The sequence below is a fragment of the Cupriavidus sp. NPDC089707 genome (assembly GCF_044748965.1).
GTDB lineage: Bacteria > Pseudomonadota > Gammaproteobacteria > Burkholderiales > Burkholderiaceae > Cupriavidus.
In genome coordinates this window covers 1-13,911 of the sequence record NZ_JBIVHB010000029.1, presented here as the reverse complement: position 1 = coordinate 13,911, position 13,911 = coordinate 1, and the positions used below count along the sequence as shown (strand labels likewise).

The following is a 13,911-nucleotide window of genomic DNA, read 5'->3' as shown; positions in this document are numbered from 1 at the left end:
GGGCAGGCGCGGTCAGCATTCTCAGCAAGAATTCGGCTTCGCCCATCGTACCCACCCCCACCACCGCCTCATCGTCCATTCAGCCTAAGGCCTATCCCGCAGCCACGCCACAATCCGCTCCGCCGCCTGCTCCGCCGTGTCGGCCGTGGTGTCGATGCGAAGTTCGGGTTGCTCTGGCGCCTCGTACGGCGAATCGATGCCGGTGAAGTTCTTCAGCTCGCCGCGCCGCGCCTTGCGGTACAGGCCCTTGGGATCGCGCTGCTCGGCCACTGCCAGTGGCGTATCGATGAAGACCTCGATGAACTCCCCGTCGCCCGCCAGCGTGCGCGCCATCTCGCGCTCGGAGCGGAAGGGCGAGATGAACGACACCAGCACGATCAGCCCCGCATCGAACATCAGCCTTGCCACTTCCGCGACGCGCCGGATGTTCTCGACGCGGTCGGCTTCGGAGAAGCCAAGGTCCTTGTTCAGCCCATGGCGCACGTTGTCGCCGTCGAGCAGGAAGGTGTGGTTGCCCAATGCGTGCAGACGCTTTTCCACCAGATTGGCGATGGTGGACTTGCCCGCGCCGGACAGTCCGGTGAACCAGACGATGCGCGGCGACTGGTGCTTGAGCGCGGCGTGGGCGCGGCGGTCTACGTCGATGGCCTGCCAGTGGACATTCTGTGCCCGGCGCAGCGCAAAGTGCAGCATGCCGGCGCCGACCGTGTTGTTGGTCAGGCGGTCGATGACGATGAAGCCGCCCAGCTCGCGGCTGCGCGCATAGGGGTCGAATGCCACCGGCCGGTCCAGGTGCAAGTTGCATACGCCGATCTCGTTGAGTTCCAGCGTGCGTGCGGCCAGGTGTTCGAGCGTGTTGACATTGACCTTGTATTTCGGCTGCGCAACCGTCACGCTCACGGTGCGCGTTCCGAGTTTGAGCAGGTAGGGGCGGCCGGGCAGCATCGCATCCTCGCTCATCCACACCAGCGTGGCTTCGAACTGATCGGCCACCGCGGGCGGGTCTTCCGCGCACGCCAACACGTCGCCGCGGCTCACGTCGATCTCGTCGGCCAGCGTCAGTGTCACCGCCTGGCCGCGTACCGCGTGCTCGCATTCGCCATCGGCGCCGACGATGGCGGCCACGCGGCTTTCCCGGCCCGAAGGCAGCGCGCGCACCCGGTCGCCGCGGCGGACTTCGCCGGCGCTGACGGTGCCGGCGAAGCCGCGGAAATCCAGGTTGGGCCGGTTGACCCACTGCACCGGCAGCCGGAACGGCTCGTCCTGCACGGGTGCGCGGTCGATCGGCACGGTCTCCAGGTGCTGCATCAGCGTCGGACCCCGGTACCACGGCGTATTGGCGCTGGGCTCGGTGATATTGTCCCCACGCAGCGCGGACATGGGGATGCAGGTGATATCGGTCAGGCCGATCTGGCGCGCGAATTCTCGATACTCGGTTTCGATGCGGGTATAAATCTCGCGCGAATAGTCCACCATGTCGAGCTTGTTGACTGCCAGCACCACACGGCGGATGCCCAGCGTGGACACCAGGTAGCTGTGCCGGCGCGTCTGCGTCTGCACGCCGCGGCGCGCGTCTACCAGCAGGATGGCGAGGTCGGCGGTGGATGCGCCGGTGACCATGTTGCGGGTGTATTGCTCATGCCCCGGCGTATCGGCGACGATGAACTTGCGCTTGTCGGTGGCGAAGAAGCGGTAGGCGACATCGATGGTGATGCCCTGCTCGCGCTCGGCGGCCAGGCCGTCCACCAGCAACGCGAAGTCGAGGTTGTCGCCCTGCGTGCCCATCTTCTTCGAGTCGGCTTCGAGCTGCGCCAGCTGGTCCTCGAACAGCATCTTCGATTCATACAGCAGCCGGCCGATCAGCGTGCTCTTGCCGTCGTCGACGCTGCCGCAGGTGATGAAGCGCAGCAGGCTCTTGCTTTGCTGGGCATGCAGGTAGTTGGCGATATCGTGCTGTGCCATGACTGGCGCGGTGTCGATCAGGGTTTCCATCAGAAGTATCCCTCCTGCTTTTTCTTTTCCATCGAACCGGCCGAATCGCTGTCGATCAGCCGTCCCTGGCGCTCCGAGGTGGTTGCCAGCAGCATTTCCTGGATGATGCCGCCAAGCGTGTCGGCCTCGCTCTCGATCGCGCCGGTGAGCGGGTAGCAACCCAGCGTGCGGAAGCGGACCTTGCGCATCTGCGGCGTCTCGCCGGGGCGCAGCGGCAGGCGTTCGTCGTCGACCATGATCAGCGTGCCGTCGCGCTCGACCACGGGGCGCTCCCTGGCGTAATAGAGCGGCACGATCGGGATGTCGTTGAGATAGATGTATTGCCAGATGTCCAGCTCGGTCCAGTTCGACAGCGGGAACACGCGCAGGCTTTCGCCCTTGCGCTTGCGGGTGTTGTACTGGCGCCAGAGTTCGGGGCGCTGCATCTTTGGGTCCCAGCGGTGCTGGGCGGTGCGCACCGAGAACACCCGCTCCTTGGCGCGCGACTTTTCCTCGTCGCGGCGCGCACCGCCGAAGGCGGCATCAAAGCCGTAGTGGTCCAGCGCCTGCTTCAGCCCTTGCGTCTTCCATACATCGGTGTGGACGGCCGAGCCGTGCTCATGCGGGCTGATATTGCGTTCCAGCCCTTCGGGGTTGATATGCACGCGCAGGTCCAGGCCGAGCCGGTCCGCGGTCTGGTCGCGGAACGCGATCATCTCGCGGAACTTCCACGTGGTATCGACATGCAGCAGCGGGAACGGCGGCCGCGCGGGGTGGAAGGCCTTCATCGCAAGGTGCAGCATCACGGCGCTGTCCTTGCCGATGGAATAGAGCATGACGGGGTTTTCGCATTCCGCCACCACCTCCCGCATGATGTGGATGCTCTCCGCCTCCAGTTGCTCCAGGTGGGTCAACATCGGGTTCTCCTTTGGGTTGTGCCGGCCCCCGGGCAGGGATCTGGCATGGCCACAAGGTAGCGAGCCGGGGCCCCGCGCCACTTCGTCCGGGCGGACTAAGAAATCGCGGGCCGCGGCACGCATTTCCTAGTCCGCCCGGACGAGGAAGCGCTTGCCCCGCACTGGGTATCGTTGCTTCGCCGACGAACCACGGGAGCAGGCAGATGGCGACCACCGCCGAAGACCAATTGCTGAGCGGCCAGACCTGGGCCGAGTTTTGCGACGTGCTCAAGCGCAGCGGGCAGCAGATCCTGCGTCCGGAAGCGCCGACCGACGCGCTCACGCGCGCCGAGGGCTTCCGCTACCTGAGCCGCTTGCTGCGCATTGCGCTGGAAATGCACGTGGAATTCGCCGATCCGACGTTTCCCGGCTTTTTCTCGCCGTCGCACGAGACCGCCAAGATCGGCGCGGACAATCCGGACAACCTGTACCGCTACGCGCGCCTGGACGGCAATGCGGCGTACCGCATCCGCGGCCGGCGCGGCACGGTGGCGTACCTCAGCTTCGGCACGCAGAAGGGCGGCTACGAAACCGACGGACGCATGGTCCAGACCGGCTTTATCGACAGCAACAAGCTGGCGGTGGCAGCGGACGGCAGTTTCGAGATCGTCCTCAGCGCGCGGCCGCAGGAGGGCAACTGGGTGCGCATGGAGCCGGCCACCAATGCGCTGGTGGTGCGCCAGACCTTCCTCGACCGCAAGGCGGAGACCCCGGCCGAACTGCATATCGAGCGCGTTGACGGCAACGGCAAGCCGCCCGCGCTGAGCGCGCAGCGCCTGCACGGCGGCCTGCTGCGCGCCGCCGGCTTTGTTGAAAGCACCGCGCGCATCTTTGCCGACTGGGCAGAGGGTTACGGCGGCCATGTCAACGCCCTGCCGCCCGCGGACCAGGCCGTTTGCCAGGCGGCGGGCGGCGATCCCAACATCTTCTACTACCACTCCTGCTGGCAGCTCGCGGATGACGAGGCGCTGGTGGTCGAGGTCGACCGGGTGCCGGACTGCGAGTTCTGGAACTTCCAGATCAACAACTACTGGATGGAGTCGCTTGACTACCGCTACCACGACATCTGCATCAACAAGCACGGCGCCCGGCTCGATGCCCGTGGCGGCGTCACCGTCATCCTCAGTGCGCGCGATCCGGGCCTGCCCAACTGGCTGGAAACCGCCGGACACCGCAACGGCACCATGTGCTGGCGCTGGGTGGGCGCGGCGCAGCCGTCGCATCCGCGCACACGCGTGGTCAAGCTTGCATCGCTCAGTGAAGAGTTCAGGGAGAACAACGCATGAATGCCATCAACGTGGAGCGCCTGATTGCGCAGGCGAGCGAACAGGCCGGTGGCCTGGCCGACTTCGGTCCGGGCAACTACCGCGAGGCTCTGGACGTGCTGTCCGATTCGCTGGCGCGCGAGGCAAACCTGTCGCCGCAAGGTGCGCAGTTGCTGCAAGGCAAGCTGCAGGCCCAGCTGGTGAACCGTCTTGTGATCCAGGACTACTGCCGGCGCCATCCGGAGATCCTGCAGGAACGCGTGGAAGACCCGCTGGTCATCGTCGGCCTGCCGCGCACCGGCACCACGCTGCTGCAGCGCATGCTGGCCACCGACGCGCGCTTCTTCTCGGCGGCGTGGTGGGAAACCCGCTATCCCGCGCCGCTGCCCGGCGAGGACGCGCGCGACGCCAGCCGGCGCATTGCACTGGCACGCGACGAAGTCGCGCAGATGATCCGCTTCATCCCGGACATCCTCGCCATCCATCCGCTCGACGCGATGGCCGCCGACGAGGAATTCATGCTGATGGAGCATTCGTTCCTGTGCGCAATGGATTCCTACGCCAACGTGCCCGGCTATACCGACTGGCTGGCGCGCCAGGACCGCACGGAGGTCTACACCTACCTGAAGACCATGCTGCAGTTCCTGCAGTGGCAGAAGCGCCAGCGCGCAGAGACACCGACGGCACCGGCGCAGCGCTGGGTGCTGAAGACCCCGCAGCACCTCCATACGCTGGAAGTCCTGTTCCGGGTGTTCCCGGGCGCGCAGGTAGTGCTGACCCACCGCGATCCGGTCCAGACCATCCCGTCAATGGCCAGCATGGCCCATACGCTGTGGCGGATGTACGCCGAGGCGCCGGACCCGATCGCGGTGGGCCGCCAATGGAGCGAACAGATGCGGCGCGGCACCGATCACGCCATGGCCGTGCGCGACGCCATGCCTGCCGGCCGTTTCCTCGACGTGCGCTTCGAGGACACGGTGCGCGATCCCTTTGGCGTGGCGCAGGCGGTCTATCGCTTCGCCGGCGTGCCGCTGACTGAAGCTGCCCGCGCCGGCATGTGGGCATGGATGGAAAGCAACCCGCGCAACCAGCGCGCGGCGCACGCCTATACGCCCGAGCAGTTCGGGCTGAGCCAGGCCCAGCTGGAACGCGACTTTGCCGGCTATCGCGCGCGCCACGTGCTGAGCCGCGACTGATACCGGATACATCGAGGAGACAACAACATGCTGCTGAAAGACAAGATCGTCATCGTTTCCGGCATTGGGCCCGGCCTGGGCATCAAGCTCGCGGTGGAGGCGGCGCGTGAAGGCGCGCGTGCGGTCGCCATTGCCGCGCGCACCACTGCCAAACTGGACGAGGCGCAAGCCCGGATCGACGCACTGGGTGCCGACTGCGAAGTGCTCAAGGTGGTGACCGACATCACCGACCGCGCCCAGTCGCGCCATCTGGCCAATGAAACCGCGCGCCGCTTCGGCCGCATTGACGCGCTGGTCAACAGCGCCTTCCAGCACGGCAATTTTCCCGAGCCGGTGGAAGCCGCCGACCTGGACGTCTGGCGCCAGGTGTTCGACACCAATGTCTTCGGCACCATGACGCTGACGCAGGAGGTGGCCGCGCTGATGAAGCCGCAGGGCGGCGGCGCCATCGTGATGATCAACACCCAGGCCACGCGCAAGCCGATGCCCGGCGAATCCGGCTACGCGGCATCCAAGGGCGCGCTGGCGGTGGCCGTCAAGTACCTGGCGCGCGAGCTGGGGCCGCATGGCATCCGCGCCAACAGCATCTTCATGGGCTGGATGTGGGGCGCGCCGGTGCAGGGCTACGTCCGCCACGCCGCGGCCGAGCAGGGGGTTGGCGAGGACGCTATCATCGCACCGGTGGCCGCGCAGATCGCGTTGGGCCGGATGCCGACGGACGACGACTGCGCGCGCGCGGCGCTGTTCCTGGTGTCGGACTACGCCCGTGCGATCACCGGGGCCTCGCTGGATGCCAACGGTGGCGACTTCATGCCCTGATGCGCGGTGCCGACTCAACTGCCGATTCCGACCCAGTCCCGACCCAGTTCCGACCCAATTCTGCCGATAGCCATGACCCGCTACTTTGCCTTCAACGGTGACGCCGACGGCCTGTGCGCCTTGCAGCAGCTGCGCCTGGCCCGTCGTTTGCACGCCGGCGATGCGACGCTGGTCACCGGCGTCAAGCGCGATATCCGGCTGCTCGAGCGGATCGACGCCTGCGCCGGCGATACCGTGACGGCGCTGGACATCTCGCTCGAACAGAATCGGGATGGGTTGCTGCGGCTGCTTGCCGCCGGCGTGCAGGTGGATTACTTCGACCACCACCACGCCGGCGAACTGCCGTCGCATGCCGGGCTGCGCGCGCATATCGACGAAGCGGCGCAGGTCTGCACCAGCATCCTGGTCGACCGCCACCTCGGCGGGCGCCACCGGCGCTGGGCGATCACCGCCGCCTTTGGCGACAACCTCGGCGACGTGGCGCGCACGATGGCGGCGCAGGCGGGTCTGGACGCATGCTGCACGGCGGTGCTGGAACGGCTCGGCACCTGCCTGAACTACAACGCGTATGGCGAGTGCGTGGCGGACCTGCATTGCGATCCCGGCGAACTGGCCCAGCAGATGCTGCCATTCGCTGACCCACTGGAATTCGCCGCGCAGTGCGCCACCTACACGCTGCTGTGCGATGGCTACGAGGACGACATGGCGCAGGCACGCCGTCTGTCGCCCGTGCATGAAGTCCCCGGCGCCGCGCTGCTGGTGCTGCCCGACGCCCCGTGGGCACGGCGCGCGATCGGCGTGCTGGCCAATGAGCTGGTGCGCGGGCGTCCCGGCGATGCAATCGGCCTGCTGTCGCCCAAGTCTGGCGGCGGCTTTGCGGTCAGCGTCCGGGTGCCGCCGCACAGCATGACCGGCGCGGCCGACTTCTGCCGCGCCTTCGAGACCGGCGGCGGCCGGCGCCTGGCCGGTGGCATCAACCACCTGCCCGACGCCGAAGTGGAGCGCTTCACGCGCAGCTTTGCCGACTGCTTTGGCCAGCCATGTTGAGCTGCCCATAAGACGCGACGACGGGGCCGTGGCTGCCGGTCAGCCCGGCGCGACAAACTCCGTCACCTCCAGGTCGAATCCGGTGACCGCGCGGTACGGCACCGGATGGCTGAGCAGGCGCAGCTTGTGCGCGCCCACATCGCGCAGGATCTGCGCCCCGACGCCCAGCGCGCGCTGCGCGAAGGCCGGCGCCGGCGCGGCGGCAGGCGGCGCGGCCAGCCGCTCCAGGCGCTGCTGCGGCGATTCGCGCTCGTCCAGCAGCACCAGCACGCCGCAGCCCTCGGCGCCGATGCGGGCGAGCGAGCGTTCCAGGTTCCAGGCGGGTGGCGCCGGCGTGCCGAAGGCCAGCACGTCGCGCTGCATCTCCACGGCCTGCACGCGCGTCAGCACAGGCCTGGACGGATCGGGCTCGCCCAGCACCAGTGCCAGGTGCAGCGCGTCGGCGGGGGCGTCGTGGTAGGCATGCACGGTGAAGCGCCCGAATGGCGTGTCCAGCCCAGTCGAGTGGGTACGGCGCAGCGCGCCTTCGGTCAGCAGCCGGTGGTGGATCAGCCCGCTGATCGAAACCGCCGGCAACCCATGGCGCTGCGCAAAGGCGAGCAAGGCGGCGCCACGCAGCAGGTCGCCGTCGTCATCGAGCAGCATCGCGTAAGCGCCGGCGGCGACGCGCCCGGCCAGCCGGGGCAGGTCGGAGCAGGCCTCGGCAAAGCCGGCGCGGCGCAGCACGCCGTCGGCTTGCGCGACTACCGGAAAGATGTGCCCCGGCTGGACCAGGTCTGCAGGCTGCGCGCGCGCGGCCGCCGCCACGCGCAGCGTCAGCGCCCGGTCCGCGGCGGAAATGCCGGTGCTGACGCCGGTGGCCGCTTCGATCGATACCGTGTAGCGCTCACGCTGGCGCTGGTTGGCGGCCATCGGCGGCAGTTGCAGCCGGTCACGGCGCGCCTCGGTAATGGCCATGCAGACCAGGCCGCGCGCCTCGGCGGCCATGAAGTTGACGTCGGCCTCGGTGGTGCGTTCGGCGGCCACCAGCACGCAGCCGGTGGCCTCGGCGGTTTCATCTTCGATCACCATCACGCGCTGGCCGGCGGCCAGCGCCGCGAGCGCGTCGGCCATCGGCGGCAGGACGTGGGTCGCGTTCATGCTGCCTCCTGCCGGCTGCGGCCGCTGTTGCCACCCCAGGCCTGGCGCAGCGCCGCCGCCGCCGCATCCAGTGCATCGCTGGCCGCATCGATCACGCCCTGCATGCTGATGAAGCCGTGGAACTGCCCCGGCCAGCGGCGCACGGTGGCGCTGTTGCCCGCGCGTTGCAGCGCCTCGCCGTAGGCTTCGCCCTGGTCGCGCAGCGGGTCGAACTCTGCCGTGATGAGGGTGGCCGGTGGCAGGCCATGCAGGTCGCGCTGCTGCAGCGGGCTGGCGCGCACGTCGGCGGCATCGGCGGGATTGGCAAGGTACTGGGCGCGATACCAGTCCAGTTCCGCCGCGCTGAGGAAGTAGCCGGCCGCGCAATCGCGATAGCTCGCGCTGGCCGCCGCGCCATCGGTGCAGTCCAGGTAGGGGTAGAGCAGCAACTGGTGGCACAGGGCGATGCCGCTGCCGCGCAACTGCTGGCAGGCCACGGCGGCGAGGTTGCCACCGGCGCTGTCGCCAGCCACGGCGATCCGTGCCGGATCCGCACCCAGTTGTGCCGCATGCGCTGCCGCCCATCGCACGGCCGCGACCGCGTCGTCCGCCGCGGCCGGGAAGCGCGCTTCCGGCGCCAGCCGGTAGTCGACCGACAGCACCAGCGCGCCGCTGCGCCGGGCGAGGCTGCGGCAGATGTTGTCGTGCGAATCGAGGCCGCACAGCACAAAGCCGCCGCCGTGGAAATAGATCACGAGCGGCAGCGCCGCGCTGTCGTCGGGCCGGTACAGGCGCGCCCGCAGCGGGCCGGCCGCACCGTCCAGGGTCAGGTCGCGCTGCGCGGCGATGGCGTCGCCGGGCGCGAATCCCGGCATGGCCGCCAGCGCGGCACGGTAGTCGGCGGCGCGCAGCGTGGAGAAGTCAGGGCTGGGCATGGCGGCCATGGCATCAAGCATGGCGCGGGCCTGGGGGTCGAGCGGCATGGTGTCTCCCGGTTGCCGTTGAGGATTCAAGTTCAGAGGACGAATGCGGGGCGCGAATTCACAGCGCGAAAGCCGGCTGGCCGCCGGCGGCAATGCCTTGCGCGCGCGCCAGCGCGGCTTGCGCCGCCTGCTCGTGCGGCAGGATCCAGAAGCGGCCGGCCGAGATGCCATCGAGGATCACGCGCGCGACCTCGTCCGGCGTCATGCCGGCGGCAATGCCGCTGCGGAGCGCGCCGTTCATCTGGTTCACCTCCTGCGAGCCGGCGCCATCCAGGTCCGCGGCGATGCCGGTGGCGACCGGGCCGGGGCAGACCACCGAGACCTGGATCGGCAGGCCGGCCGCCTGCAGTTCCAGCGCCAGGCCTTCGCTGAGCGCTACCACGCCCTGCTTGGACAGCGTGTAAGGCGCCAGCCAGGGGCCGACCGCGAGGCCGGCCATCGACGCCACGTTGACGATGTGGCCCGAGCCCTGCGCGGCCATGCGCGGCACGAAGCAGCGCAGCGCATGCAGCACGCTCCACAGGTTGATGCGCAGTACACGCTCGAATACCTCCGGCGCCAGTTCCCAGCAGCGGCCGGTGGCCAGCACGCCGGCGTTGTTGACCAGCAGGTCGACACGGCCCAGGCGCAGGAAGGTTTCCGCGCACAGGTGCTCCATCTGCCGCGCGTCGGAGACGTCGGTCGGGATGGCAATGGCGATGGCGCCCTGGCCGGCAAGCGCAGCGCGCGTCGCTTCCAGCGCGTCGGCGTCGATGTCCGCCAGTGCCAGCGCATAGCCTTGCGCCGCCAAAGCATGTGCCAGCGCGCGGCCGATGCCGCTGGCCGCACCGGTGATCACTGCGGCCTGCTGCCGCGGGTTTGCCGCCATGGTCGTGGTTCTCCGTAGGAAAGAAGCGTGGAAAGAGAGGTGGAAAGAGGCGGGTATTGCCGCCCATGGACCGCCCATGGACGACTTGTAGCCGCGGCGCGGCGGCGCGGCATCGTCTGTTTGGGTGGGGCGGCGCTCCATGGCGCCACATGGCATTGCACGGCGCCTAGGGGTTTGCCCGCGCCCGGCCGGCCATGGGTCTCTCCTTAGTCTGTTTGGAGTATGTGTTTGCGCCGCCGGCGCGTGAGGATTGGCCTGTCCCTCGGGACTAGTCCGGCGTGTCTGAATATGCCGGCGTGGACTAGGGCAAACCATGAAGGCAGGGGCAAGCCGCGACCCCTTCGCCGTCCCTATAATCGGGGCACAAAAAAAGGGCCACAGAGCCCGCAGAAAGGCCAGCCGCCCGGCACGTCCGGAGCGCTGCGCACGCCACAATGGAGACAGAGGAAATGCTGATGGAGGTGAGCCACAACCAGGCAGCCGCGCACCTGTTCGCGCAGACGACGGTGTCGCTGTCTGACTTCAGCGCGTTGCTGGGCAATATCTACCAGGGACCGATGGAACAGGTGCCGTGGGGCAAGGCGCTGGAGCAAATCCGCAGGCAGCTCGACGCCAACTACGTCACGCTGATCCTGCGCTCGCCGGCCACGGACCGGCGCGGGCTCATGATCAATGCCTCGGAGCATGGTGGTTCGACCCTGCCGGGCGAGACCTCCTACAACAACTACTACTACGCGCTCGATCCCTTCATCGGCCTGCCGTCGGACCGGGTCGTGACCATCGACGAGCATCTCGGGCCAGGCGTCTGGTGCCAGAGCGAGATCTACCTGCAGTTCCTCAAGGACGTCGGCATCCGCTACATCCTGGGCGCGGACCTGCGTACCGACGACGGCGTGGAATGTCGTTTCCGTGTTTGCCGCAAGCATGAGGGCCGCGACTTCTCGGCCGCGGACAAGGCCCTGTGCACCGCGTTGCTGCCGCACCTGAAGCGCGCGGTGGACCTGCACTCGCGCCTCGACGTGGTGGAGTCAGAGCGCACCGTCTATGCCAGCGCCATCGACCGCATGCTGGTCGGCATGGTGATCCTGGACGAGACCGGCGCCATCATCAAGACCAACGCCGCGGCCGACGAAATCCTGGGCGCAAAGGACGGCATCCGGATCGCCAAGGGCGGGCTGGACGTCGAGTACGGCCAGGAGAACCGCAAGTTCCAGCGGCTGCTGCGCCAGGCGATGATGGGGCACCTGGGCACCGCGCCGGCACTGATGGAGGCGATGTCGATCACGCGTCCGTCGGGCAGCGCAAGGCTGGGCGTGCTGATCCGCACCATTCCGCTCAGCGAGTGGTCGGAGGACAACCGCAAGCGCCCGGCCTGCGTGGTCTTTATCCGCGACCCCGAACGGCGCTCGCAGGCCTCGCACGATGTGGTGCGCCAGCTGTTCGACCTCACGCCGGCGGAAACGCAGCTGGCGCTGCAGCTGGCCAACGGGCTCACGCTCGATGAAGCCGCGGACGAACTCGGCATCAGCAAGAACACGGCACGCGCGCACCTGCGCGCGATCTTCTCCAAGACCGGCGTGACCCGGCAGGCCACGCTGGTGCGCATGCTGCTGAGCAGCGTGATTTCCCTCGGCTAAGGCAAGTGTCACGGCTTTGCGCTGAGCACCAGCGCAAAGCCTTGCGGGGTTTGCAGTACCGCTCGGGTCTCATGCGGACCCTGCGCCTCGGGCAGCGTCACGCTGGCGCCTGCATCCACCAGCCGCGCAATCGCCGCGGCGATATCTTCACCCTCATCCACCTTGAACGCGAGCGCGGGCTGATCCACCAGCCGTTCTTCGCCGGCCACCAGCGCCAGTGTCAGCGCGCCCGCGTCCAGCGCGCAATAGCGGTCGCCATCGCGAAATTTCACGGCGAGTCCGAGTCCTTCGGTGAAGAACGGCAGCGCGGTATCGATGTCCGCGACGGGGTAAAGCAGCAGTCTGGCTTGCATGGTGTCCTGGTCCTTTTGAAGGTCAACAGCGGGCATCGTTGCCCGGACCCATGATAGGGATGGGCCATGCATTGCTCATAATCCAATCAGACGATGTTGCAACGCCTTGCGCCGACCACACTGCGTTTCACACAGGCCGCTTCCGGCCCGAGGCGCGGCAACCGGCGGCGTCCCGGCAGCGGTCCTGAACCATCACTGCCAGGGAAGGGGACTGCAATGCGTTTTTCGCTGATCTATGAAGCACAGACCGTCGATGCCTCGCGCGCCGGGGACCACAAGGTGTTCGATGAAATCATGGAACAGGTGGTGCTGGCCGAGGACATGGGCTTCGACGTGGTCTGGGCGGTCGAGCACACCGCGCTGACCAACTACGCGCACATGAGCGCGCCGGAAACGTTCCTCGCCTTCGTTGCGGGGCGCACGCAGCGCATCGGCATCGGCCACGGCGTGGTGTGCCTGCCGCCGGCGATGAACCATCCGGTCAAGGTGGCCGAGCGCATCGCCACGCTCGACATCCTGTCCGGCGGCCGCGTGCACTTCGGCGTCGGCAAGGGCGGCACGCAGCAGGAAGCCGGCACGTTCGGCTACGACCTGAACAGCCTGCACCCGATGATCGACGAGTCGATGTACCTGATCCCCAAGATCATGACGCAGGACGAGATCGAGCACGACGGCGAGTTCATCAAGATCCCGCGCCGCCCGATCCACCCCAAGCCGCGCCAGGACCCGCACCCGCTGATGTACCTGGCCTGCACCAACGCCGATACGCTGCAGCGCGCCGGCGCGCGCGGCATGGGCGCGCTGGTGCTCGGCTTCGGCGGCCCCGAGGATGTGGCCAAGAAGAACGAGGTCTATCGCGCTGCGTGGGAAAGCCGCAAGGCCGAGGACCAGGTGGGCTTCCGCCCGCACCAGCACCTGGCGGCGCTGTGCCCGACCATCGTGCTGGAAGATGGCCTGGCCGCGCGCAAGATCGGCATCAAGGGGCAGCGGTATTTCATGGAGTCGCTGTCGTACTGGTATGCCGGCGGCGAGCGCCCGGACCCCGCGGCATGGGACGACGAGCATGTCACCGCCACTGACGCGCAGGGCAAGGCCGTCATCAATACCAAGTTCGCTTCCGAGAAGGTCTCGGTGGACTTCAGCGATCCGTCGATGATGATGCTGAACCCGAACCACGCCTACGGCACGGTTGAGGATTGCATCGGCTACGTGCAGCGCCTGATCGATGCCGGCGCCGACGAAATCCTGTTTATCTGCCAGATGGGCACGGTGCCGCAATGGGCGCAGCTCGAGACCATCCGCAATATCGGCGAGCACGTGATCCCGCATTTCCGCCAGCAGGGCAGGAAGCTGCGCGCGCTGGCTTGAGCGCAATGTGGGGGAGGGCAGGCGGGGGCATACCTCAGGCCCGACTTCGTCAGACATACCGGCCCTCTCCCCAACCCTCTCCCGCAAGCGGGAGAGGGAGCACCTCAGCGGAAGTTGAAAAGCCAGCAGCACATCAAGCCGCTGCCGGTTTTCTCCCTCTCCCGCAAGCGGGAGAGGGAGCACCTCAGCGGAAGTTGAAAAGCCAGCAGCACATCAAGCTGCTGCCGGTTTTCTCCCCTACCCAGGAACCTGAGCTAACTCATTGTTTTTGCTGGCACGAGATTCAAGCCATGTTTGAGCGCGAGCTTGCGTAGCACGCGTTGTTCGGT

The 13,911-nt window shown here is 67.8% G+C and carries 12 protein-coding genes; 6 read left to right on the top strand and 6 right to left on the bottom strand.

Annotation, left to right across the window (positions count from 1 at the left end; genetic code table 11):
• Nucleotides 1-84: 84 nt before the first annotated feature.
• Both cysN and cysD read right to left on the bottom strand, forming a co-directional pair.
• Nucleotides 85-1,992 (bottom strand): sulfate adenylyltransferase subunit CysN, encoded by a 1,908-nt coding sequence (gene cysN, locus ACIP1U_RS28975; RefSeq protein WP_400322463.1) that lies wholly within the window; start codon nucleotides 1,990-1,992, stop codon nucleotides 85-87.
• On the bottom strand, nucleotides 1,992-3,011 hold the full coding sequence (gene cysD / locus ACIP1U_RS28970; RefSeq protein ID WP_400322461.1) for a sulfate adenylyltransferase subunit CysD: 1,020 nt from the start codon (nucleotides 3,009-3,011) through the stop codon (nucleotides 1,992-1,994). Before cysD ends, cysN begins: the two co-directional genes overlap by 1 nt.
• Before the next feature lie 80 nt (nucleotides 3,012-3,091).
• Here cysD and ACIP1U_RS28965 point away from each other — a divergent pair, with 80 nt between their 5' ends.
• From ACIP1U_RS28965 to ACIP1U_RS28950, 4 genes are all read left to right on the top strand, one after another.
• Nucleotides 3,092-4,213, top strand: coding sequence for a DUF1214 domain-containing protein (locus ACIP1U_RS28965; protein ID WP_400322460.1), 1,122 nt, complete (start codon nucleotides 3,092-3,094; stop codon nucleotides 4,211-4,213).
• Nucleotides 4,210-5,388 (top strand): sulfotransferase family protein, encoded by a 1,179-nt coding sequence (locus ACIP1U_RS28960; protein WP_400322459.1) that lies wholly within the window; start codon nucleotides 4,210-4,212, stop codon nucleotides 5,386-5,388. The genes ACIP1U_RS28965 and ACIP1U_RS28960 overlap by 4 nt, the downstream gene beginning before the upstream one ends.
• A gap of 27 nt (nucleotides 5,389-5,415) precedes the next feature.
• Nucleotides 5,416-6,207 carry an SDR family oxidoreductase gene (locus ACIP1U_RS28955; RefSeq protein ID WP_400322458.1) on the top strand — a complete coding sequence of 264 codons (792 nt, stop codon included), beginning with the start codon at nucleotides 5,416-5,418 and terminating at the stop codon, nucleotides 6,205-6,207.
• 72 nt (nucleotides 6,208-6,279) lie between these two features.
• Nucleotides 6,280-7,254 (top strand): acetyltransferase, encoded by a 975-nt coding sequence (locus ACIP1U_RS28950; protein WP_400322456.1) that lies wholly within the window; start codon nucleotides 6,280-6,282, stop codon nucleotides 7,252-7,254.
• A gap of 39 nt (nucleotides 7,255-7,293) precedes the next feature.
• Here the strand turns inward: ACIP1U_RS28950 and ACIP1U_RS28945 are convergent, their stop codons facing one another.
• Genes ACIP1U_RS28945 through ACIP1U_RS28935 form a run of 3 tightly spaced genes read right to left on the bottom strand, consistent with a single transcriptional unit; the run spans nucleotide 7,294 to nucleotide 10,224 of the window.
• On the bottom strand, nucleotides 7,294-8,394 hold the full coding sequence (locus ACIP1U_RS28945; protein WP_400322454.1) for a 3,4-dihydroxy-2-butanone-4-phosphate synthase: 1,101 nt from the start codon (nucleotides 8,392-8,394) through the stop codon (nucleotides 7,294-7,296).
• Nucleotides 8,391-9,356, bottom strand: a complete 966-nt coding sequence (locus ACIP1U_RS28940; protein ID WP_400322452.1) for an alpha/beta hydrolase — start codon at nucleotides 9,354-9,356, stop codon at nucleotides 8,391-8,393. The genes ACIP1U_RS28945 and ACIP1U_RS28940 overlap by 4 nt, the downstream gene beginning before the upstream one ends.
• Before the next feature lie 58 nt (nucleotides 9,357-9,414).
• Nucleotides 9,415-10,224 (bottom strand): SDR family NAD(P)-dependent oxidoreductase, encoded by an 810-nt coding sequence (locus tag ACIP1U_RS28935; protein ID WP_400322450.1) that lies wholly within the window; start codon nucleotides 10,222-10,224, stop codon nucleotides 9,415-9,417.
• Between the two features lie 449 nt (nucleotides 10,225-10,673).
• On the opposite strand from ACIP1U_RS28935, the gene ACIP1U_RS28930 reads away from it, so the two are divergent.
• On the top strand, nucleotides 10,674-11,861 hold the full coding sequence (locus ACIP1U_RS28930; RefSeq protein ID WP_400322448.1) for a helix-turn-helix transcriptional regulator: 1,188 nt from the start codon (nucleotides 10,674-10,676) through the stop codon (nucleotides 11,859-11,861).
• 8 nt (nucleotides 11,862-11,869) lie between these two features.
• Here the strand turns inward: ACIP1U_RS28930 and ACIP1U_RS28925 are convergent, their stop codons facing one another.
• The gene (locus tag ACIP1U_RS28925; protein WP_400322446.1) at nucleotides 11,870-12,214 is read right to left on the bottom strand and encodes a VOC family protein; all 345 of its coding nucleotides are present in this window, start codon (nucleotides 12,212-12,214) and stop codon (nucleotides 11,870-11,872) included.
• A gap of 216 nt (nucleotides 12,215-12,430) precedes the next feature.
• On the opposite strand from ACIP1U_RS28925, the gene ACIP1U_RS28920 reads away from it, so the two are divergent.
• On the top strand, nucleotides 12,431-13,582 hold the full coding sequence (locus ACIP1U_RS28920) for an LLM class flavin-dependent oxidoreductase (RefSeq protein ID WP_400322445.1): 1,152 nt from the start codon (nucleotides 12,431-12,433) through the stop codon (nucleotides 13,580-13,582).
• Nucleotides 13,583-13,911 lie beyond the last annotated feature (329 nt).

What these genes read in the sequence shown, in the direction of transcription:
- cysN (WP_400322463.1), bottom strand. Translation starts at nt 1,992, where the DNA reads ATGGAAACCCTGATCGACACCGCGCCAGTCATGGCACAGCACGATATC.
- cysD (WP_400322461.1), bottom strand. Translation starts at nt 3,011, where the DNA reads ATGCGTGCCGCGGCCCGCGATTTCTTAGTCCGCCCGGACGAAGTGGCG.
- ACIP1U_RS28965 (WP_400322460.1), top strand. Translation starts at nt 3,092, where the DNA reads ATGGCGACCACCGCCGAAGACCAATTGCTGAGCGGCCAGACCTGGGCC.
- ACIP1U_RS28960 (WP_400322459.1), top strand. Translation starts at nt 4,210, where the DNA reads ATGAATGCCATCAACGTGGAGCGCCTGATTGCGCAGGCGAGCGAACAG.
- ACIP1U_RS28955 (WP_400322458.1), top strand. Translation starts at nt 5,416, where the DNA reads ATGCTGCTGAAAGACAAGATCGTCATCGTTTCCGGCATTGGGCCCGGC.
- ACIP1U_RS28950 (WP_400322456.1), top strand. Translation starts at nt 6,280, where the DNA reads ATGACCCGCTACTTTGCCTTCAACGGTGACGCCGACGGCCTGTGCGCC.
- ACIP1U_RS28945 (WP_400322454.1), bottom strand. Translation starts at nt 8,394, where the DNA reads ATGAACGCGACCCACGTCCTGCCGCCGATGGCCGACGCGCTCGCGGCG.
- ACIP1U_RS28940 (WP_400322452.1), bottom strand. Translation starts at nt 9,356, where the DNA reads ATGCCGCTCGACCCCCAGGCCCGCGCCATGCTTGATGCCATGGCCGCC.
- ACIP1U_RS28935 (WP_400322450.1), bottom strand. Translation starts at nt 10,224, where the DNA reads ATGGCGGCAAACCCGCGGCAGCAGGCCGCAGTGATCACCGGTGCGGCC.
- ACIP1U_RS28930 (WP_400322448.1), top strand. Translation starts at nt 10,674, where the DNA reads ATGCTGATGGAGGTGAGCCACAACCAGGCAGCCGCGCACCTGTTCGCG.
- ACIP1U_RS28925 (WP_400322446.1), bottom strand. Translation starts at nt 12,214, where the DNA reads ATGCAAGCCAGACTGCTGCTTTACCCCGTCGCGGACATCGATACCGCG.
- ACIP1U_RS28920 (WP_400322445.1), top strand. Translation starts at nt 12,431, where the DNA reads ATGCGTTTTTCGCTGATCTATGAAGCACAGACCGTCGATGCCTCGCGC.